Consider the following 19776-nt stretch of genomic DNA (forward strand, 5'->3'; position numbering starts at 1 on the left):
ACTTCATGGCTAAGCAATCAATGAAAGCTCGCGAAGAAAAACGCGAAGCTTTGGCTGAAAAATTCTTCGCGAAACGCGCAGAACTCAAAGCGATCATTTCTGATGCTAACGCATCCGACGAAGATCGCTGGAACGCTGTTCTCAAGCTGCAGAGTCTGCCGCGTGATTCCAGCCCGTCTCGTCAGCGTAACCGCTGCCGCCAAACTGGTCGTCCGCACGGTTTCCTGCGGAAATTCGGGTTGAGCCGTATCAAGGTCCGTGAAGCCGCTATGCGCGGTGAAATTCCGGGTCTGAAAAAGGCTAGCTGGTAATTGTCACCAATAGAATCACGGGAGTAGACACAGATGAGCATGCAAGATCCGATCGCGGATATGCTGACCCGTATCCGTAACGGTCAGGCCGCGAACAAAGTTGCGGTCACCATGCCTTCCTCCAAGCTGAAAGTGGCAATTGCCAACGTGCTGAAGGAAGAAGGTTATATTGAAGATTTTAAAGTTGAAGGCGACACCAAGCCTGAACTGGAAGTTACTCTGAAGTACTTCCAGGGCAAGTCAGTGGTAGAAAGCATTCAGCGTGTTAGCCGTCCTGGTCTGCGCATTTATAAGCGCAAAGACGAACTGCCGAAAGTTATGGCTGGACTGGGTATCGCTGTTATTTCTACCTCTAAAGGTGTTATGACTGATCGTGCAGCGCGCCAGGCTGGTCTTGGTGGCGAAATTATCTGCTACGTAGCCTAATCGGAGGAAAGAATGTCTCGTGTTGCTAAAGCACCGATCGTCATTCCTGCCGGTGTTGATGTAAAAATCAACGGTCAGGTTATCACGATCAAAGGTAAAAATGGCGAGCTGACTCGTACTATCAACGACGCTGTAGAAGTTAAAAATGCTGACAATCACCTGACCTTTGGTCCGCGTGATGGTTATGCAGACGGCTGGGCACAGGCAGGTACTGCTCGTGCGTTGCTGAACTCCGCAGTAATCGGTGTTACCGAAGGCTTCTCCAAGAAATTGCAGCTGGTTGGTGTAGGTTATCGTGCAGCGGTCAAAGGGAATGTAGTAAACCTGTCTCTGGGTTTCTCTCATCCCGTTGAACATCAGCTGCCGGCTGGCATCACTGCAGAATGCCCGACTCAAACTGAAATCGTGCTGAAAGGCGCTGATAAGCAGGTGATCGGTCAGGTTGCAGCTGATCTGCGCGCCTACCGTCGTCCTGAGCCTTACAAAGGCAAGGGTGTTCGTTACGCCGACGAAGTCGTGCGTACCAAAGAGGCTAAGAAGAAGTAAGGTAACACTATGGATAAGAAATCTGCTCGTATCCGTCGTGCGACCCGCGCACGTCGCAAGCTCCAGGAGCTTGGCGCGACTCGCCTGGTGGTACATCGTACCCCGCGTCATATTTACGCCCAGGTAATCGCACCGAACGGTTCTGAAGTTCTGGTGGCCGCTTCTACTGTAGAAAAAGCTATCGCGGAACAACTGAAGTACACCGGTAACAAAGACGCCGCCGCAGCTGTAGGTAAAGCTGTTGCAGAACGCGCTCTGGAAAAAGGCATCAAAGATGTGTCCTTTGACCGTTCCGGGTTCCAATATCATGGTCGTGTCCAGGCACTGGCAGATGCTGCCCGTGAAGCTGGCCTTCAGTTCTAAGGTAGAGGTGTAAGATGGCTCACATCGAAAAACAAGCTGGCGAACTGCAGGAAAAGCTGATCGCGGTAAACCGCGTATCTAAAACCGTTAAAGGTGGTCGTATTTTCTCCTTCACAGCTCTGACTGTAGTTGGCGATGGTAACGGTCGCGTTGGTTTTGGTTACGGTAAAGCGCGTGAAGTTCCAGCAGCGATCCAGAAAGCGATGGAAAAAGCCCGTCGCAATATGATTAACGTCGCGCTGAACCACGGCACCCTGCAGCACCCGGTTAAGGGTACTCACACGGGTTCTCGCGTGTTCATGCAGCCGGCTTCCGAAGGTACCGGTATCATCGCCGGTGGTGCAATGCGCGCCGTTCTGGAAGTCGCTGGAGTTCGTAACGTTCTGGCTAAAGCGTATGGTTCCACCAACCCGATTAACGTGGTTCGTGCAACTATCGATGGTCTGGAAAATATGAAATCTCCGGAAATGGTCGCTGCCAAGCGTGGTAAATCCGTTGAAGAAATTCTGGGGTAATTGACCATGGCAAAGACTATTAAAATCACTCAAACCCGCAGTGCAATCGGTCGTCTGCCGAAACACAAGGCAACGCTGCTTGGCCTGGGTCTGCGTCGTATTGGCCACACTGTAGAACGCGAGGATACTCCTGCGGTCCGCGGTATGGTTAACGCGATTTCCTACATGGTTAAAGTTGAGGAGTAAGAGATGCGTTTAAATACTCTGTCTCCGGCCGAAGGGTCTAAGCAGTCCACTAAGCGTCTGGGCCGTGGTATCGGTTCTGGCCTCGGTAAAACCGGTGGTCGTGGTCACAAAGGTCAGAAGTCTCGTTCTGGCGGTGGCGTACGTCGCGGTTTCGAAGGTGGCCAGATGCCACTGTACCGTCGTCTGCCGAAATTCGGTTTCACTTCTCGCAAAGCTGCGATCACTGCAGAGATTCGTCTCTCCGATCTGGCTAAAGTAGAAGGCGACGTAGTTGACCTGAATACGCTGAAAGCAGCAAACATTATCGGTATCCAGATCGAGTTCGCGAAAGTGATCCTGTCTGGCGAGGTTGCTCGTCCGGTAACTGTTCGCGGCCTGCGCGTGACTAAAGGCGCTCGTGCTGCTATCGAAGCTGCTGGCGGTAAAATCGAGGAATAAGTAGCAGATGGCAAAACAACCGGGATTAGATTTTCAAAGTGCTAAAGGCGGTTTCGGTGAGCTGAAGCGCAGACTGTTGTTTGTAATTGGCGCACTGATTGTATTCCGTATTGGCTCTTTTATTCCGATCCCTGGTATTGATGCCGCTGTACTTGCCAAATTGCTTGATCAACAGCGTGGCACCATCATTGAAATGTTTAACATGTTCTCTGGTGGTGCTCTCAGCCGTGCTTCAATCTTCGCACTGGGTATCATGCCGTATATTTCGGCATCTATTATTGTGCAGCTTCTGACGGTGGTCCATCCGGCCCTGGCAGAACTGAAGAAAGAAGGGGAGTCTGGCCGTCGTAAGATAAGCCAGTACACCCGCTACGGTACTCTGGTGCTGGCAATATTCCAGTCGGTCGGTATTGCGACCGGTCTGCCGAATATGCCTGGTATGCAGGGCCTGGTGTTAAATCCAGGCTTTGCATTCTATTTCACCGCTGTTGTGAGCCTGGTGACCGGGACAATGTTCCTGATGTGGCTGGGTGAACAGATTACTGAACGGGGTATCGGTAACGGTATTTCGATCATTATCTTCGCGGGTATCGTTGCGGGCTTACCGCCGGCCATTGGCCATACCATCGAGCAAGCGCGGCAAGGCGACCTGCACTTCCTTCTGTTGTTGCTGGTTGCAGTATTAGTATTCGCGGTTACCTTCTTCGTGGTGTTTGTAGAGCGTGGTCAACGCCGTATTGTCGTTAACTATGCAAAACGCCAGCAAGGACGTCGCGTTTATGCAGCACAGAGCACACATTTACCGCTGAAAGTGAATATGGCCGGTGTAATCCCTGCTATCTTTGCTTCTAGCATCATTCTGTTCCCGGCGACCATCGCGTCATGGTTCGGGGGCGGGACCGGTTGGAACTGGCTGTCAACAATTTCGCTGTATTTGCAGCCAGGGCAACCGCTTTATGTGTTACTCTATGCGTCTGCAATCATCTTCTTCTGTTTCTTCTACACGGCGTTGGTTTTCAACCCGCGTGAGACAGCAGATAACCTGAAGAAGTCCGGTGCATTTGTACCAGGAATTCGTCCGGGAGAGCAAACGGCGAAGTACATCGATAAAGTGATGACTCGTCTGACCCTGATCGGCGCGTTATATATTACTTTTATCTGCCTGATCCCGGAGTTCATGCGTGATGCAATGAAAGTACCGTTCTACTTCGGTGGTACGTCCCTGCTTATCGTTGTTGTCGTGATTATGGACTTTATGGCTCAAGTGCAAACTCTGATGATGTCAAGTCAGTACGAGTCTGCATTGAAGAAGGCGAACCTGAAAGGCTACGGCCGTTAATTGGTCGCTTGAGAAGTTACGGAGAGTAAAAATGAAAGTTCGTGCTTCCGTCAAGAAATTATGTCGTAACTGCAAAATCGTTAAGCGTGATGGTGTTATTCGCGTGATTTGCAGCGCCGAACCGAAGCATAAACAGCGTCAAGGCTGATTATCTCGCATATTTTTCTTGCAAAGTTGGGTTGAGCTGGCTAGATTAGCCAGCCAATCTTTTGTATGTCTGTACGTTTCCATTTGAGTATCCTGAAAACGGGCTTTTCAGCATGGGGCGTACTAATCAATAGTAGGAGTGCATAGTGGCCCGTATAGCAGGCATTAACATTCCTGATCAGAAACATGCCGTGATCGCATTAACTTCGATCTATGGTATCGGCAAGACCCGTTCTAAAGCCATCCTGGCTGCAGCGGGTATCGCTGAAAGTGTTAAGATCAGTGAGCTGTCTGAAGGACAAATCGACACGCTGCGTGACGAAGTTGCCAAATTTGTCGTTGAAGGTGATCTGCGCCGTGAAATCAGCATGAGCATCAAGCGCCTGATGGATCTTGGTTGCTATCGCGGTTTGCGTCATCGTCGTGGTCTCCCGGTTCGCGGTCAGCGTACCAAGACCAACGCACGTACCCGTAAGGGTCCGCGCAAACCGATCAAGAAATAATCGGGGTGATTGAATAATGGCAAAGGCACCAATTCGTGCACGTAAACGTGTAAGAAAACAAGTCTCTGACGGCGTGGCTCATATCCATGCTTCTTTCAACAACACCATCGTTACCATTACTGATCGTCAGGGTAACGCGCTGGGTTGGGCAACTGCCGGTGGTTCCGGTTTCCGTGGTTCTCGCAAATCCACTCCGTTCGCAGCTCAGGTTGCGGCAGAGCGTTGCGCTGATGCAGTAAAAGAATACGGCATCAAGAATCTGGAAGTTATGGTTAAAGGTCCGGGTCCGGGTCGCGAATCTACTATTCGTGCTCTGAACGCCGCTGGTTTCCGCATCACTAACATTACTGATGTGACTCCGATCCCTCATAACGGTTGTCGTCCGCCGAAAAAACGTCGCGTATAACGCTGCGTTTTCCAGGTTAGTTGGAGAAAGAAAATGGCAAGATATTTGGGTCCTAAGCTCAAGCTGAGCCGTCGTGAGGGCACCGACTTATTCCTTAAGTCTGGCGTTCGCGCGATCGATACCAAGTGTAAAATTGAACAAGCTCCTGGCCAGCACGGTGCGCGTAAACCGCGTCTGTCTGACTATGGTGTGCAGTTGCGTGAAAAGCAAAAAGTTCGCCGTATCTACGGTGTGCTGGAGCGTCAGTTCCGTAACTACTATAAAGAAGCAGCACGTCTGAAAGGCAACACCGGTGAAAACCTGTTAGCTCTGCTGGAAGGTCGTCTGGACAACGTTGTATACCGTATGGGCTTCGGCGCCACTCGTGCTGAATCACGTCAGCTGGTTAGCCACAAAGCTATCATGGTAAACGGTCGTGTTGTTAACATCGCTTCTTATCAGGTTAAAGCGAATGACGTTGTAAGCATTCGTGAGAAAGCGAAAAAGCAATCTCGCGTGAAAGCAGCTCTGGAGCTGGCTGAGCAGCGTGAAAAGCCAACCTGGCTGGAAGTTGATGCTGGCAAGATGGAAGGTACGTTTAAGCGTAAGCCGGAACGTTCTGATCTGTCTGCGGACATTAACGAACACCTGATCGTCGAGCTTTACTCCAAGTAAAGCTTAGTACCAAAGAGAGGACACAATGCAGGGTTCTGTGACAGAGTTTCTAAAACCGCGCCTGGTAGATATCGAGCAAGTGAGTTCGACGCACGCCAAGGTGACCCTTGAACCATTAGAGCGTGGCTTTGGCCATACTTTGGGTAACGCACTGCGCCGTATTCTGCTCTCATCGATGCCGGGTTGTGCGGTAACTGAGGTTGAGATTGATGGTGTACTGCACGAGTACAGCACCAAAGAAGGCGTACAGGAAGATATCCTGGAAATCCTGCTCAACCTGAAAGGGCTGGCGGTGAGAGTTCAGGGTAAAGATGAAGTTATTCTTACCTTGAATAAATCTGGCATTGGCCCTGTGACTGCAGCCGACATTACCCACGACGGTGATGTCGAAATCGTCAAGCCGCAGCACGTGATCTGCCACCTGACCGATGAGAACGCATCTATCAATATGCGTATCAAAGTTCAGCGCGGTCGTGGTTATGTGCCGGCCTCTGCCCGAATTCATTCGGAAGAAGATGAGCGCCCAATCGGCCGTCTGCTGGTCGACGCCTGCTACAGCCCTGTAGAGCGTATTGCCTACAATGTTGAAGCAGCGCGCGTTGAGCAGCGTACCGACCTGGACAAGCTGGTCATCGAAATGGAAACCAACGGCACAATCGATCCTGAAGAGGCGATTCGTCGTGCGGCAACCATTCTGGCTGAACAACTGGAAGCTTTCGTTGATTTACGTGATGTACGTCAGCCGGAAGTGAAAGAAGAGAAACCAGAGTTCGATCCGATCCTGCTGCGCCCTGTTGACGATCTGGAATTGACTGTCCGCTCTGCTAACTGCCTCAAGGCAGAAGCTATCCACTATATCGGTGATCTGGTACAGCGTACCGAGGTTGAGTTGCTGAAAACGCCGAACCTGGGTAAAAAATCTCTTACCGAGATTAAAGACGTGCTGGCCTCACGTGGTCTGTCTCTGGGCATGCGCCTGGAAAACTGGCCGCCGGCAAGCATTGCTGACGAGTAACCGGATCACAGGTTAAGGTTTTACTGAGAAGGATAAGGTCATGCGCCATCGTAAGAGTGGTCGTCAACTGAACCGCAACAGCAGCCATCGCCAGGCTATGTTCCGCAATATGGCAGGTTCACTGGTTCGTCATGAGATCATCAAGACGACCCTGCCTAAAGCGAAAGAGCTGCGCCGCGTAGTTGAGCCGCTGATTACTCTTGCCAAGACTGATAGCGTTGCTAATCGTCGTCTGGCATTCGCCCGTACTCGTGATAACGAGATCGTGGCAAAACTGTTTAACGAGCTGGGCCCGCGTTTCGCGAGCCGTACCGGTGGTTACACTCGCATTCTGAAGTGTGGCTTCCGTTCTGGTGACAATGCGCCGATGGCATACATCGAGCTGGTTGATCGCGCAGAGCCGAAAGCAGAAGCTGCTGCAGAGTAATTTGCAGTAACGTAAAAAAACCCCGCTTGCGGGGTTTTTTTATGCCCGTCTTTCAGGAACCGTATACACTAACTGCCATCTTTTCCGTTATGGAGCCCTATCATGTGGTTACTTGATGCCTGGGCTGAGCGCCATATTCAGGAAGCCCAGCGTGATGGCCAGTTTGACAATCTCCCCGGTGCCGGTGAGCCCCTGATCCTTGATGATGATTCCCATGTGCCTGAAGCGCTGCGGGCCGGATACCGTTTACTGAAAAATGCCGGCTGCCTGCCACCAGAACTGGCCCAGCGCAAAGAGGCGCTGGAACTTTCAGATCTTCTGAAAACCGTGCATCAGGATCACCCGGATTACCAGGCACTCAGTAAACGCCTTACCCTGCTGGAGCTGAAACTGCGCCAGGCGGGGATCAGTACCGACTTTCTGCACGGTGAATATGCACAGCAATTGCTGAAGAAAATGGAGGATCAGTAATGTACCGCATTGGTGAACTGGCAAAACTGGCCGGCGTGACACCGGATACTATCCGCTACTACGAAAAGCAGCAGATGATGGCGCATGAGGTGCGCACAGAAGGCGGGTTTCGTCTCTACACTGAGCAGGATCTTCAGCGGCTTAAGTTTATTCGTTATGCCAAGCAGTTAGGATTCACTCTTGAGGCTATCCGGGAGCTGCTGTCTATCCGCATTGATCCTGAGCACCATACCTGCCAGGAGTCGAAGACCATAGTCCGCGCCAGATTAGATGAGGTGGAACAGCGTATCCGCGAGCTTGAGCTGATGCGTGCCTCGCTGAAAAAGCTGGACGATACCTGCTGCGGCACCGCTCACAGCAGCGTGTATTGCTCGATCCTTGAAACCCTTGAACGGGGCGCCAGCGGGCAGTCAACAGACGCTTGATTTCTGCCTTTACCCGGCGCATGATGCACACAATTTCACCAGGAGGCATATATGAGCCGTTATCAGCATAAGAAGGGCCAGATTAACGACAGCGCCCTGCAGGCATTACTGCACGATCCGTTATTTCGCCAGCGGGTAGAGAAAAACCGCAAAGGGAAAGGAAGTTACAGCCGGAAAGAAAAATTTGCGAAGGGGAAAGGACTGGAGGCCAGTGGCAAGCAAGCGAAGCGCTTATTTACCACTGGCCTTCTGGTATCAGGCGCGTTTAGCTGCGTTTGTTCTGCTCTTTAAGCAGGTCGCGGATTTCGCCCAGCAACGCTTCTTCTTTGGTCGGCTCTGCCGGGGCGGCAGCTGGCTCTTCTTTCTTGCGATTCAGTTTATTGATCACTTTGATGGCCATGAAGATGGCAAACGCGACAATGACAAAATCGAAGACATTCTGAATAAACACACCGTAATGCATGACCACCGCCGGAATATCGCCTTCCGCCGGGCGTAGTGTCACGGCAAACTGTTTAAAATCGATCCCGCCAATTAAAAGCCCCAGCGGCGGCATAATGATATCGGCAACCAGTGAGGAGACGATTTTGCCAAACGCTGCACCAATAATCACACCGACCGCAAGATCGACCACATTCCCGCGCATTGCGAACTCGCGAAACTCTTTTAACAGACTCATTGTTATCTCCTTGCACCACTGAATTTAATAATTTTAACAAAGGACTGGCTATTTTCCATTGCGTCAGAAAATAAGCCAGTTTTTATCTTTCTTAATATACGGTCCGGTAAAATACGGCCTCTAGCGCCTGATTTACAGGAAAAAAGGACTCGGCTGGAATAACCGCTCCACATCGCTGATAAACTTCTTATCAGTAAGGAACATAATAACGTGATCCCCCTGCTCGATACGCAGGTTCGCATTGGCGATCATCACATCGTTACCCCGCACCACCGCGCCAATAATTGTCCCCGGCGGCAGCTTGATCTCATTGATCTCCCGGCCAACCACCCGGGAGGTGCTTTCATCCCCGTGTGCTACTGCTTCGATAGCTTCCGCAACCCCGCGGCGCAGGGAAGATACGCCAACGATATCCGCTTTACGCACATGGCCAAGCAGAGCCGAAATGGTTGCCTGCTGCGGGGAGATGGCAATATCAATAACACTGCCCTGCACCAGGTCCACATAAGCCCGGCGCTGGATGAGCACCATCACTTTTTTGGCGCCCATGCGCTTGGCAAGCATCGCGGACATGATGTTCGCTTCATCATCGTTGGTGACAGCAATAAACAGATCGATCTGATCAATATGCTCTTCGGCCAGTAACTCCTGATCGGAGGCATCGCCAAAGAAAACAATAGTGTCCTGAAGTTTTTCCGCCAGCTCGGCCGCGCGCTTTTGATCCCGCTCGATCAGTTTCACGCTGTAGTCTTTTTCCAGCTTTTTCGCAAGACCAGCACCGATATTACCGCCGCCTACCAGCATGATCCGCTTGTAGGGTTTTTCCAGCCGCTGCAGCTCACTCATAACCGCCCGGATATGCTGGGAGGCCGCAATAAAGAAGACCTCATCACCGGCTTCCACAATGGTAGAGCCCTGGGGGCGGATGGGGCGATCGTGGCGGAAAATAGCGGCAACGCGGGTATCGATATGGGGCATATGCTCGCGCAGGGTCGATAAAGCATTCCCCACCAGTGGGCCACCGTAATAGGCGTTCACCACCGCAAGGCTGACTTTACCCTCGGCAAAATTTACCACCTGCAGGGCGCCCGGGTATTCAATCAGCCGGTAGATGTTATCGATCACCAGCTGCTCGGGGGCGATCAGGTGGTCAATGGGCACCGCTTCCGGGGTAAAGAGTTTTTCCGCATCGCGCACGTAGTCCGGCGCACGGATACGGGCAATACGGTTGGGGGTGTTAAACAGGGTATATGCCACCTGGCAGGCGATCATATTGGTTTCATCGGAGCTGGTTACCGCAACCAGCATATCCGCATCATCTGCCCCGGCCTCGCGCAGAACCCGCGGGTGTGAGCCGTGGCCCTGAATAACCCGCAGGTCAAACTTATCCTGCAGGCCACGCAAACGGTCGCTGTTGGTATCGACAATCGTGATGTCGTTATTCTCGCCAACCAGGTTTTCTGCCAGGGTTCCACCCACCTGGCCTGCGCCTAATATAATGATTTTCATTGAATTTTAAACATCATTGAGTAATGGATTTACCGCGCGCTGGCGGCTCAGCCCTTGATGAGTTTCGCATAGAAGAAGCCATCACCTTCTTCCGCCGCCGGGAGATTCTGCCGCCCGGGTTGTTCCGGCGTTCCCGTTTCTACCAGTGTAGCTTCCGGATGCCGGGCCAGGAAAGCCGCTATCTGCTGGCTGTTCTCATCCGGCAGTACCGAGCAGGTAGCATAAACCAGGGTGCCACCGGTTTTCAGCCGGGGCCAGATGGCGTCGAGAATTTCACCCTGCAGCTGCGCCAGATCGGCAATATCCGTATCGCGGCGCAGCCATTTAATATCCGGATGGCGGCGGATCACGCCGGTGGCAGAGCAGGGGGCATCCAGCAGGATCCGATCGAAGAGCCTGTCGCCACACCACTGCTGTGGATAGCGGCCATCGCCACATTTTACTTCCGCCTGCATCTGCAGGCGGGCCAGGTTTTCACTGACGCGTCTGAGGCGCTGGGGGTCAACATCCACAGCCAGTACATTTGCCCCGGGGGCGGCCTCCAGAATATGTGTGGTTTTCCCGCCGGGGGCCGCACACAAATCGAGGATCTCCTCGCCGTTCTGTGGATCAAGAAGATCTACACACCCCTGGGCAGAGGCGTCCTGCACGGTCACCCAGCCCTGATCGAAACCCGGCAACTGATGCACCGGTAACGGGGATTCAAGGCGTAGCGCATCAGAATAGTCCGGGTGCGGGTAGGCCACATGCCCGGCGTCATTCAGCAAGGCCAGCCAGGCATCGCGGGTGTGGTGCTGGCGGTTAACCCGCAGCCACATCGGCGGGCGCTGGTTATTGGCCTCAACCACCGCTTCCCACTGTGTGGGGTAGGCGGCGCGCAGGCGTTTGAGTAACCAGCCCGGGTGCAGGAAGCGGATTTCCTGGCTGTCGGCTTCAGCCAGTAGCGCATCCTGCTGGCGCTGGAACTGGCGTAATACGCCGTTAATGACCCCTTTAAAGGCCGGGCGCTTAATGGCTACGGCGCCTTCCACGGTCTCTGCCAGCGCGGCATGGGGCGGAATGCGGGTATACAGTAGCTGATAAATCCCCACCAGAATCAGATAGTGCACGGTGCGCTGTTTGCCGGTCATCTTGCGGGACATCAACTGGCCGACCAGCCATTCAAGGCGCGGCAGTGTACGCAGCACGCCAAAACACAGTTCCTGCAGCAGCGCTTTATCTTTGTCGGAAACTTTTTGCTGGAGCGGGGGCAGCACCGCACTGAGTGACTGGCCCTTCTCAACAACCTGCTCAAGGGCCTGGGCAGCGAGGCTGCGAAGGTTTATGGTTTTTTTCATAGTCGCGCTCAGGTATGGACCTGTAATAAATAAAATGCCCGGTTAAACCGGGCGAAATAAGCGGGGGCCTCAGGCCAGGATATTTCCGGGGCTGAACCAGTCTTTGCGGGAATTTAACAGATCCCGGGCCGCCATGGGCTTTTTACCGGCGGGCTGCAGCGTTTCTATATTCAGAATACCGTCTGCGGTGGCAACCTGAATGCCGTCTTTACCCGCCTGCAGAATGGTGCCGGGCGCGTGTGTGGTGCTGCCGGTGATCACGGAGGCCTGCCAGACTTTAACCGGCTGCTCCTCAATCATGAAATAACTGACCGGCCAGGGGTTAAAGGCCCGGATGCAGCGCTCAAGCTGAGCGGCGCTGAGCGTCCAGTTAAGGCGCGCTTCTTCTTTGCTGAGTTTCTCAGCGTAAGTGACCAGCGCTTCATTCTGCACTTCTGGTCTGGCTGTGCCTGCCGCCAGCTGATCCAGGGTGTGAAGCAGGCCCTGGGGACCGAGCCCGGCTAATTTGTCGTACAGGCTGGCGCTGGTATCCCCGGCGGTGATTGGGCAGGCCAGTTTATACAGCATATCGCCGGTATCCAGGCCCACGTCCATCTGCATAATGGTCACGCCGGTTTCGCTGTCCCCGGCCCACAGTGAACGCTGAATGGGCGCGGCACCGCGCCAGCGCGGTAATAGCGAGCCGTGAACGTTAATACAACCCAGGCGCGGCATATCCAGCACGGCTTTGGGCAGAATAAGACCGTAGGCCACGACCACCATCAGATCGGCCTGCAGATCAGACACCAGGCGCTGGTTTTCTTCCGGGCGCAGGGATACGGGCTGGAACACCGGCAGCTGTTTTTCTTCTGCCAGCACTTTTACCGGGCTGGGCATGAGCTTTTTGCCGCGCCCGGCCGGGCGATCGGGCTGGGTGAAAACCCCAACCACCTGGTGATGAGACGACAACAGCGCGTCAAGATGACGCGCTGCAAAATCCGGCGTACCGGCAAAAATAATACGTAATGGTTCGGACACGGTTATCCCTTTTGAGACTGACTACGCCTCGCGCGCTTTCATGCGATCCAGCTTCTCAACCTTCTGGCGAATACGCTGGCGCTTGAGCGGTGACAGATAATCCACAAACAGTTTACCCATCAGGTGATCCATTTCATGCTGGATACAAATTGCCAGCAGGTCATCTGCTTCGAGTTCGAATGTGTTGCCGTCACGGTCGAGGGCGCGAATTTTTACTTTTTCTGCCCGGGGCACCAGTGCGCGCTGTTCCGGTACAGAAAGGCAACCTTCTTCAATTCCGGTTTCACCGCTTTTTTCCAGCAGCTCCGGGTTGATGAGCACCAGTTGCTGATTGTGGTGTTCAGAAATATCAATCACGATAATACGCTGATGGATATCTACCTGCGTGGCCGCAAGGCCGATACCTTCCTCGGCGTACATCGTTTCGAACATATCATCAACGATACGCTGAATTTCTGCATTAACTTCTTTGACCGGTTCGGCAACAGTGCGAAGCCGCTCGTCCGGGAAATGTAAAACGTGCAAGACTGACATAGTTATCCAGAGCTGTGTTCAGGTAATGGAATCTTTATTAACTCTATTCTAGACATTTCCCGGCCTGATTGACAGCATCGATGACCAATCGCAAGGATTGCTTTTATAGCTTATGGCAGGGAGAAATCCATGGAGTTGACCGAGTTATGGCTACGCTTGCTGGCGGTTCAGTCCCTCAGTGGCGCTAAGATGCTGAAAGTGGTAGACAGCGTGGCCAGACACGCGCAGCCGCTGGATATCGCACTACAAACTGTCGGGTTTTCTGCCGCCCAGAAGGCGCGGTTTTACCAGTATTCAGAGCAAAGCATTGAGCGCACATTGTGCTGGCTGGCGCATCCGGATCATCATCTGATTTGCGCCAGCGACCCGTTATATCCGCCCCGGCTCAGGGCCATTGACTGGTTTCCCGGCGCGCTGTTTGTGGAAGGCGATCCGGCGCTTTTATCTACCCCACAGATAGCGATCGTAGGGAGTCGCCAGCACAGCTGGTACGGGGAGCGCTGGGGGCGGTTACTGAGTGGCGCGCTTGCCGCCAGCGGTATCACTGTTACCAGCGGTCTGGCGCTGGGGATTGATGGTATTGCGCATCGCGGAGCGCTGGAGGTAGGCGGCAAGACCATTGCGGTACTGGGGAACGGGCTGCCGGACTATTATCCCCGGCGCCACCAGCAACTGGCCCGCCAGATTTATGAACAAGGTGGCGCTGTTGTCTCGGAGTTGCCGCTGGGCGCTCCCCCCGTTGCGGCGAATTTCCCCCGGCGTAACCGGATAATCAGCGGCCTGAGCCTTGGTGTTCTGGTGGTTGAGGCGGGTATACGCAGTGGCTCCCTGGTGACAGCGCGCTATGGGCTTGAGCAGGGGCGGGACGTTTTCGCCCTGCCGGGGCCGCTGGGAAACCCGGGCAGTGAAGGCCCGCACTGGTTACTCAAGCAGGGGGCTATTCCGGTCACTGAACCTGCCGATATTTATCAACATTTACCAAATGAGCAACAGCGTTTGTCCCTTCCTGCGGAATCGGTGAATTATTCACGAAATCATCAGGTGCCTCCATTGCCATTTCCGGAGCTGTTGGCTAACGTAGGAGATGAGGTAACACCTGTTGACGTCGTCGCTGAACGTGCCGGCCAACCTGTGTCAGTGACGGTAGCGCAGCTGCTTGAACTGGAGTTAGCAGGGTGGATCGCAGCAGTACCCGGCGGCTATGTCCGATTAAGGAGGGCATGCCATGTTCGACGTACTAATCTATCTGTTTGAAACCTGGATCCAGAGCGAAACTGAACTGCGTGTTGACCAGGACAAACTGACTCATGATCTGGCCGATGCAGGCTTTGAGCGGGAAGATATCTACAATGCGTTAATGTGGCTGGAGAAACTGGCCGACTATCAGGAAGGGCTGGTCGCCCCTATGCAGCTGGCGGCTGACCCCCTCTCTATGCGCATTTTTACCCCGGAAGAGTGCCAGCGCCTGGATGCCAGCTGCCGCGGTTTTTTACTGTTTCTTGAGCAAATACAGGTGCTAAATCTCGATACCCGGGAAATGGTGATTGAGCGTATTCTGGCGCTGGATACCGACGAATTTGAACTGGAAGACCTGAAGTGGGTGGTTCTGATGGTATTGTTCAATATTCCCGGTTGTGAGAATGCCTATCAGCAAATGGAAGAATTACTCTTTGAAGCTAATGAAGGTATGCTGCACTGAAATTCTATATTGATGTCGGCAAGAGTTACTATGAGCAAAGAGTCCCTCTTTACAACACGTAACCAGGAGCCCTGCCCACAGTGCGGGGCTGAACTGGCTTACCGCAGTGGCAAACATGGCCCGTTTCTCGGCTGTTCGAACTATCCCGAATGTGACTATATTCGCCCGCTAAAATCCCAGGCTGACGGACATATCATTAAAGAGCTGGATGGCTACCAGTGCCCCGAGTGCCAGGCCACGCTGGTACTGCGCCAGGGGCGATTTGGCATGTTCATTGGGTGTAGCCGCTACCCGGAGTGCGAACATACCGAGGTTATCGACAAGCCGGATGAAACGGCTATTCAGTGTCCTCAGTGCCGGAAGGGCCACCTGATCCAGCGCCGCTCGCGCTACGGGAAAACATTCCACGCCTGTGATCGCTACCCGGAGTGCCAGTTTGCCATTAATTTTACCCCGGTTGCGGGAGAGTGCCCTGAGTGCCACTATCCGCTACTGATCGAAAAGAAAACCTCCCAGGGCATAAAGCGTTTTTGTGCCAGTAAACAATGTGGAAAGCCGGTAACGGCGGAACAAACCCGTGAAGAATAACCTGCCTGAAACACGTCTGTCTGAGATAGTCCGTGTTCTGAATAATAAAGAAGTCATCGCATATCCCACAGAAGCTGTATTTGGTGTCGGTTGCGACCCGGACAGTGAACAGGCCGTTATGCGCCTGCTGGCGCTGAAGCAGCGCCCGGTAGAAAAAGGGCTGATTCTGATTGCTGCCAGTTTTGAACAGCTGAAACCCTATATTGACGACAGCATGCTGACAGCCGCGCAGCGGTCGGCCATTTTTGACTGCTGGCCGGGCCCGGTGACCTTTGTCTTCCCGGCGCGGCCTTCGACACCCCGCTGGTTAACGGGGCGTTTTGACTCTCTGGCTGTGAGAGTCACGAATCACCCGCTGGTGATTGAACTCTGCCAGGCATTTGGCAAGCCACTGGTGTCGACCAGTGCCAATCTGACCGGGCAACCCCCCTGCCGGACCACCGCGGAAGTTATTGCGCAATTTGGTGAGCATTTCCCGGTGCTGGATGGCGCGACCGGCGGGCGTCAGAACCCGTCGGAAATTCGCGATGCGCTGACCGGCGAACAGTTCCGCCAGGGATGAGATAATGGATAACCCTATGGAAAAATACGCCGTATTCGGCAACCCCATCGCCCACAGCAAGTCGCCGCTGATCCATCAGCTATTTGCCCGACAGTTGAATATCCACTATCCCTATGGCCGGGTTCTGGCCCCGGTGGATGGTTTTATTCCGGCGCTGGAGCACTTTTTTGCCGCCGGGGGAGAAGGGGCGAACGTCACGGTGCCTTTTAAAGAGCAGGCATTTGCCCGGGCGGACCACTTAACCGAACGGGCCCGGGCCGCAGGGGCCGTAAATACGCTGAAACGGCTGGATGACGGCACTATCCTTGGGGATAACACGGACGGTATTGGCTTGCTAAGCGATCTGGAGCGCCGGGGGCTGATTCAGCCCGGCTACCGTGTCCTGCTGGTGGGGGCCGGTGGGGCCGCGCGTGGCGTGATCCTGCCACTGCTGGATGCGGGATGTGCGGTGACGATAACCAACCGGACATTTTCCCGCGCCCGGGATCTGGCTGATGCGTTCACCGCAAAAGGGCAGATTCAGGCGGTTATGGCGGATGCCCTGGCAGGGCAGTCTTTTGACTTAATCATCAATGCCACATCAAGTGGCATTGCGGGAGATATTCCTGCCATTCCTGCCTCACTGATTAACCCGGATGTACGCTGCTATGACATGTTTTATCAGCAGGGGTTAACGCCGTTTCTGCGCTGGTGCCATGAGCAGGGGGCGCGGCACTATGCGGATGGCCTGGGCATGCTGGTGGGGCAGGCGGCCCATGCGGTATTACTGTGGCATGGTGTGATGCCGGAGATTGCCCCGGTCGTTGCGAGCCTGCAGCGCGAGCTGGCCGTATGAACCAGGCGATTTTATTCCCGGACCGTGAAGCGTGGGAAGCCGATAGCCAGGCGCTTTGCTTCCCGGTCCAGGTCAACGGAATGCCGCTCACCTGCGCAATCAGCGAAGAGTCGTTGCGCCGCCGGTTTGGTGGCGGCACTCCGGCATTCTGGCTGGCGCAATTCCGCGCCAGCCGCTGGGATCTGGAAGAAGAGGCAGAAGCGCTGATAGCCGTCGATGCTTTTGACGATCAGGGCTGGCTCTGGCTACCCTGATCCAGATAGTCATTTTTCCAGCTGACATAGTTATTCGCGGAATAACGCAGCCCTTCCAGTTCACTCTCTTTCAGTGGCCGAATCTGTTTTACCGGGCTGCCTAAATACAGGTAGCCGCTCTCCAGGTGTTTATGCTGCGGGACCAGGCTGCCGGCACCTATCATGACGTCATCCCCGATGACGGCCCCGTCCAGCAAAATAGATCCCATGCCGACCAGAACACGGTTACCAATGGTGCAGCCGTGCAGCATAACTTTATGGCCCACGGTGACATCCTCGCCGATCAGCAGCGGGTTTCCCTGTGGGTTGCTGGTGGATTTGTGCGTAACATGCAGTACGCTGCCGTCCTGAATATTGGTACGGGCCCCTACCGACACATAATTGACATCCCCGCGGATCACCACCAGAGGCCAGATACTGACATCATCGGCCAGGCGGACATCGCCGATAACGACACTGGAGGGATCGAGCATGACCCGGTGTCCGGTCGTGGGGAACAGATCTTTATAAGGGCGCAGTACATCAGCCATGGTTTATCTCCGGGGAAAAGATGAAAAACAAACTTTGGGCGTTTTTTTAGCCATCTGCAAGGGGGAAAAGGGGGCTTTATAAGCGTAATCGTACAGGATTGCGGCGTAATGCGTAAAAACTAAGCGGGCGAGCAAAAAGATCTAAAAAACACTTGTGCAAAAAAATGGGATCCCTATAATGCGCCTCCGTTGACCCGACAACGTGAATCACTTCACAGGATGTTGAGTCAGCAAAGAGAAAAAATCCTGAAATTCAGGGTTGACTCTGAAAGAGGAAAGCGTAACATACGCCACCTCGCGACAGAGCGCCAAGCGCGTCGCACTGCTCTTTAACAATTTATCAGACAATCTGTGTGGGCACTCTAAGGCACTGATATCTTAACGTCGCAAGACGAAAAATGATTATCAAGTCTCAAGAGTGACTAACAGTTAATTCATTACGAATAAACAGTTTAATTCTTTGAGCATCAAACTTTGAATTGAAGAGTTTGATCATGGCTCAGATTGAACGCTGGCGGCAGGCTTAACACATGCAAGTCGAACGGTAACAGAAATCAGCTTGCTGATTTGCTGACGAGTGGCGGACGGGTGAGTAATGTCTGGGAAACTGCCTGATGGAGGGGGATAACTACTGGAAACGGTAGCTAATACCGCATAATGTCGCAAGACCAAAGTGGGGGACCTTCGGGCCTCATACCATCGGATGTGCCCAGATGGGATTAGCTAGTAGGTGGGGTAACGGCTCACCTAGGCGACGATCCCTAGCTGGTCTGAGAGGATGACCAGCCACACTGGAACTGAGACACGGTCCAGACTCCTACGGGAGGCAGCAGTGGGGAATATTGCACAATGGGCGCAAGCCTGATGCAGCCATGCCGCGTGTATGAAGAAGGCCTTCGGGTTGTAAAGTACTTTCAGCGGGGAGGAAGGTGTTGAGGTTAATAACCTCAGCAATTGACGTTACCCGCAGAAGAAGCACCGGCTAACTCCGTGCCAGCAGCCGCGGTAATACGGAGGGTGCAAGCGTTAATCGGAATTACTGGGCGTAAAGCGCACGCAGGCGGTTGATTAAGTCAGATGTGAAATCCCCGGGCTTAACCTGGGAACTGCATTTGAAACTGGTCAGCTTGAGTCTCGTAGAGGGGGGTAGAATTCCAGGTGTAGCGGTGAAATGCGTAGAGATCTGGAGGAATACCGGTGGCGAAGGCGGCCCCCTGGACGAAGACTGACGCTCAGGTGCGAAAGCGTGGGGAGCAAACAGGATTAGATACCCTGGTAGTCCACGCCGTAAACGATGTCAACTTGGAAGTTGTGCCCTTGAGGCGTGGCTTCCGGAGCTAACGCGTTAAGTTGACCGCCTGGGGAGTACGGCCGCAAGGTTAAAACTCAAATGAATTGACGGGGGCCCGCACAAGCGGTGGAGCATGTGGTTTAATTCGATGCAACGCGAAGAACCTTACCTGGTCTTGACATCCATAGAACTTGGCAGAGATGCCTTGGTGCCTTCGGGAGCTATGAGACAGGTGCTGCATGGCTGTCGTCAGCTCGTGTTGTGAAATGTTGGGTTAAGTCCCGCAACGAGCGCAACCCCTATCCTCTGTTGCCAGCACTTCGGGTGGGAACTCAGGGGAGACTGCCAGTGATAAACTGGAGGAAGGTGGGGATGACGTCAAGTCATCATGGCCCTTACGACCAGGGCTACACACGTGCTACAATGGCGCATACAAAGAGAAGCGACCTCGCGAGAGCAAGCGGATCTCATAAAGTGCGTCGTAGTCCGGATTGGAGTCTGCAACTCGACTCCATGAAGTCGGAATCGCTAGTAATCGTGGATCAGAATGCCACGGTGAATACGTTCCCGGGCCTTGTACACACCGCCCGTCACACCATGGGAGTGGGTTGCAAAAGAAGTAGGTAGCTTAACCTTCGGGAGGGCGCTTACCACTTTGTGATTCATGACTGGGGTGAAGTCGTAACAAGGTAACCGTAGGGGAACCTGCGGTTGGATCACCTCCTTACCTTAAAGATACAACCTTTCAGTGCTCACACAGATTGTCTGA

Annotated in this window: 29 protein-coding genes and 1 rRNA gene; 24 read left to right on the forward strand and 6 right to left on the reverse strand. The window is 53.7% G+C overall.

What is annotated here, in order from left to right; genetic code table 11:
• Positions 1 to 5: 5 nt before the first annotated feature.
• The 17 genes from rpsN (at position 6) to EBL_RS01490 (ending at position 8463) form a co-directional block, all read left to right on the forward strand.
• On the forward strand, positions 6 to 311 hold the full coding sequence (gene rpsN, locus EBL_RS01415; RefSeq protein WP_002445366.1) for a 30S ribosomal protein S14: 306 nt from the start codon (positions 6 to 8) through the stop codon (positions 309 to 311).
• A gap of 33 nt (positions 312 to 344) precedes the next feature.
• Positions 345 to 737 carry a 30S ribosomal protein S8 gene (gene rpsH / locus EBL_RS01420; protein ID WP_002445363.1) on the forward strand — a complete coding sequence of 131 codons (393 nt, stop codon included), beginning with the start codon at positions 345 to 347 and terminating at the stop codon, positions 735 to 737.
• Between the two features lie 12 nt (positions 738 to 749).
• Positions 750 to 1283: a 50S ribosomal protein L6 gene (gene rplF, locus EBL_RS01425; protein ID WP_002445362.1), complete on the forward strand. Its 534-nt coding sequence runs from the start codon at positions 750 to 752 to the stop codon at positions 1281 to 1283.
• Between the two features lie 9 nt (positions 1284 to 1292).
• A complete protein-coding gene (rplR, locus tag EBL_RS01430) occupies positions 1293 to 1646 on the forward strand; it encodes a 50S ribosomal protein L18 (protein ID WP_000358960.1) in 354 nt (117 codons plus the stop codon).
• 14 nt (positions 1647 to 1660) lie between these two features.
• Positions 1661 to 2161 carry a 30S ribosomal protein S5 gene (gene rpsE / locus EBL_RS01435; protein ID WP_002445361.1) on the forward strand — a complete coding sequence of 167 codons (501 nt, stop codon included), beginning with the start codon at positions 1661 to 1663 and terminating at the stop codon, positions 2159 to 2161.
• Between the two features lie 6 nt (positions 2162 to 2167).
• Complete coding sequence (rpmD, locus tag EBL_RS01440; protein ID WP_002438695.1) at positions 2168 to 2347, forward strand: 50S ribosomal protein L30; 180 nt, start codon at positions 2168 to 2170, stop codon at positions 2345 to 2347.
• 3 nt (positions 2348 to 2350) lie between these two features.
• A complete protein-coding gene (gene rplO, locus EBL_RS01445; protein WP_002445360.1) occupies positions 2351 to 2785 on the forward strand; it encodes a 50S ribosomal protein L15 in 435 nt (144 codons plus the stop codon).
• A 7-nt stretch (positions 2786 to 2792) separates the two neighbouring features.
• Positions 2793 to 4124, forward strand: a complete 1332-nt coding sequence (gene secY, locus EBL_RS01450; protein ID WP_002445359.1) for a preprotein translocase subunit SecY — start codon at positions 2793 to 2795, stop codon at positions 4122 to 4124.
• Between the two features lie 31 nt (positions 4125 to 4155).
• Complete coding sequence (gene rpmJ / locus EBL_RS19540; RefSeq protein ID WP_000868187.1) at positions 4156 to 4272, forward strand: 50S ribosomal protein L36; 117 nt, start codon at positions 4156 to 4158, stop codon at positions 4270 to 4272.
• A gap of 145 nt (positions 4273 to 4417) precedes the next feature.
• On the forward strand, positions 4418 to 4774 hold the full coding sequence (rpsM, locus tag EBL_RS01455) for a 30S ribosomal protein S13 (protein WP_002445358.1): 357 nt from the start codon (positions 4418 to 4420) through the stop codon (positions 4772 to 4774).
• 16 nt (positions 4775 to 4790) lie between these two features.
• Complete coding sequence (gene rpsK / locus EBL_RS01460; RefSeq protein ID WP_001029684.1) at positions 4791 to 5180, forward strand: 30S ribosomal protein S11; 390 nt, start codon at positions 4791 to 4793, stop codon at positions 5178 to 5180.
• Between the two features lie 33 nt (positions 5181 to 5213).
• Positions 5214 to 5834: a 30S ribosomal protein S4 gene (gene rpsD / locus EBL_RS01465; RefSeq protein WP_002445357.1), complete on the forward strand. Its 621-nt coding sequence runs from the start codon at positions 5214 to 5216 to the stop codon at positions 5832 to 5834.
• A gap of 25 nt (positions 5835 to 5859) precedes the next feature.
• Positions 5860 to 6849, forward strand: a complete 990-nt coding sequence (locus tag EBL_RS01470) for a DNA-directed RNA polymerase subunit alpha (protein WP_002209013.1) — start codon at positions 5860 to 5862, stop codon at positions 6847 to 6849.
• A gap of 40 nt (positions 6850 to 6889) precedes the next feature.
• The gene (rplQ, locus tag EBL_RS01475) at positions 6890 to 7276 is read left to right on the forward strand and encodes a 50S ribosomal protein L17 (RefSeq protein ID WP_002445356.1); all 387 of its coding nucleotides are present in this window, start codon (positions 6890 to 6892) and stop codon (positions 7274 to 7276) included.
• A 102-nt stretch (positions 7277 to 7378) separates the two neighbouring features.
• On the forward strand, positions 7379 to 7747 hold the full coding sequence (locus EBL_RS01480) for a DnaJ family domain-containing protein (RefSeq protein WP_002445355.1): 369 nt from the start codon (positions 7379 to 7381) through the stop codon (positions 7745 to 7747).
• Positions 7747 to 8172 (forward strand): Zn(2+)-responsive transcriptional regulator, encoded by a 426-nt coding sequence (zntR, locus tag EBL_RS01485; RefSeq protein WP_002445354.1) that lies wholly within the window; start codon positions 7747 to 7749, stop codon positions 8170 to 8172. The genes EBL_RS01480 and zntR overlap by 1 nt, the downstream gene beginning before the upstream one ends.
• Before the next feature lie 51 nt (positions 8173 to 8223).
• The gene (locus EBL_RS01490; protein WP_002445353.1) at positions 8224 to 8463 is read left to right on the forward strand and encodes an alternative ribosome-rescue factor A; all 240 of its coding nucleotides are present in this window, start codon (positions 8224 to 8226) and stop codon (positions 8461 to 8463) included.
• Here EBL_RS01490 and mscL read toward each other — a convergent pair.
• The 5 genes from mscL to def all read right to left on the reverse strand — a co-directional run bounded on the left by mscL (position 8438) and on the right by def (position 13248).
• Positions 8438 to 8851, reverse strand: a complete 414-nt coding sequence (mscL, locus tag EBL_RS01495) for a large-conductance mechanosensitive channel protein MscL (RefSeq protein WP_002445352.1) — start codon at positions 8849 to 8851, stop codon at positions 8438 to 8440. The two genes, EBL_RS01490 and mscL, sit on opposite strands and share 26 nt — an antisense overlap.
• Positions 8852 to 8983: 132 nt before the next feature.
• The gene (trkA, locus tag EBL_RS01500; protein WP_002445351.1) at positions 8984 to 10360 is read right to left on the reverse strand and encodes a Trk system potassium transporter TrkA; all 1377 of its coding nucleotides are present in this window, start codon (positions 10358 to 10360) and stop codon (positions 8984 to 8986) included.
• A gap of 47 nt (positions 10361 to 10407) precedes the next feature.
• Complete coding sequence (gene rsmB / locus EBL_RS01505; RefSeq protein WP_002445350.1) at positions 10408 to 11697, reverse strand: 16S rRNA (cytosine(967)-C(5))-methyltransferase RsmB; 1290 nt, start codon at positions 11695 to 11697, stop codon at positions 10408 to 10410.
• A 69-nt stretch (positions 11698 to 11766) separates the two neighbouring features.
• Positions 11767 to 12714 (reverse strand): methionyl-tRNA formyltransferase, encoded by a 948-nt coding sequence (gene fmt / locus EBL_RS01510; RefSeq protein ID WP_002445349.1) that lies wholly within the window; start codon positions 12712 to 12714, stop codon positions 11767 to 11769.
• 21 nt (positions 12715 to 12735) lie between these two features.
• Entirely contained in the window at positions 12736 to 13248 is a 513-nt protein-coding gene (gene def / locus EBL_RS01515) for a peptide deformylase (RefSeq protein ID WP_002445348.1), read from the reverse strand.
• Between the two features lie 129 nt (positions 13249 to 13377).
• On the opposite strand from def, the gene dprA reads away from it, so the two are divergent.
• The 6 genes from dprA to EBL_RS01545 are packed head-to-tail and all read left to right on the forward strand — an operon-like array spanning position 13378 to position 17186.
• Positions 13378 to 14502, forward strand: a complete 1125-nt coding sequence (dprA, locus tag EBL_RS01520; RefSeq protein WP_002445347.1) for a DNA-protecting protein DprA — start codon at positions 13378 to 13380, stop codon at positions 14500 to 14502.
• Entirely contained in the window at positions 14474 to 14947 is a 474-nt protein-coding gene (gene smg, locus EBL_RS01525) for a DUF494 family protein Smg (protein WP_002445346.1), read from the forward strand. Before dprA ends, smg begins: the two co-directional genes overlap by 29 nt.
• A 30-nt stretch (positions 14948 to 14977) precedes the next feature.
• Positions 14978 to 15535 carry a DNA topoisomerase family protein gene (locus tag EBL_RS01530; RefSeq protein ID WP_002445344.1) on the forward strand — a complete coding sequence of 186 codons (558 nt, stop codon included), beginning with the start codon at positions 14978 to 14980 and terminating at the stop codon, positions 15533 to 15535.
• Positions 15525 to 16097 (forward strand): L-threonylcarbamoyladenylate synthase type 1 TsaC, encoded by a 573-nt coding sequence (tsaC, locus tag EBL_RS01535; RefSeq protein ID WP_002445342.1) that lies wholly within the window; start codon positions 15525 to 15527, stop codon positions 16095 to 16097. The genes EBL_RS01530 and tsaC overlap by 11 nt, the downstream gene beginning before the upstream one ends.
• Positions 16098 to 16113: 16 nt before the next feature.
• Positions 16114 to 16932, forward strand: a complete 819-nt coding sequence (gene aroE, locus EBL_RS01540; protein WP_002445340.1) for a shikimate dehydrogenase — start codon at positions 16114 to 16116, stop codon at positions 16930 to 16932.
• Positions 16929 to 17186: a DUF1488 family protein gene (locus EBL_RS01545; protein WP_002445338.1), complete on the forward strand. Its 258-nt coding sequence runs from the start codon at positions 16929 to 16931 to the stop codon at positions 17184 to 17186. Before aroE ends, EBL_RS01545 begins: the two co-directional genes overlap by 4 nt.
• Here EBL_RS01545 and EBL_RS01550 read toward each other — a convergent pair.
• The gene (locus EBL_RS01550) at positions 17162 to 17716 is read right to left on the reverse strand and encodes a gamma carbonic anhydrase family protein (protein WP_002445336.1); all 555 of its coding nucleotides are present in this window, start codon (positions 17714 to 17716) and stop codon (positions 17162 to 17164) included. The genes EBL_RS01545 and EBL_RS01550 overlap by 25 nt on opposite strands.
• A gap of 476 nt (positions 17717 to 18192) precedes the next feature.
• On the opposite strand from EBL_RS01550, the gene EBL_RS01555 reads away from it, so the two are divergent.
• Positions 18193 to 19734: ribosomal RNA gene (locus EBL_RS01555) — 16S ribosomal RNA — on the forward strand.
• Positions 19735 to 19776 lie beyond the last annotated feature (42 nt).

The organism is Shimwellia blattae DSM 4481 = NBRC 105725 (genome assembly GCF_000262305.1).
In the GTDB taxonomy this organism is placed as follows: domain Bacteria; phylum Pseudomonadota; class Gammaproteobacteria; order Enterobacterales; family Enterobacteriaceae; genus Shimwellia; species Shimwellia blattae.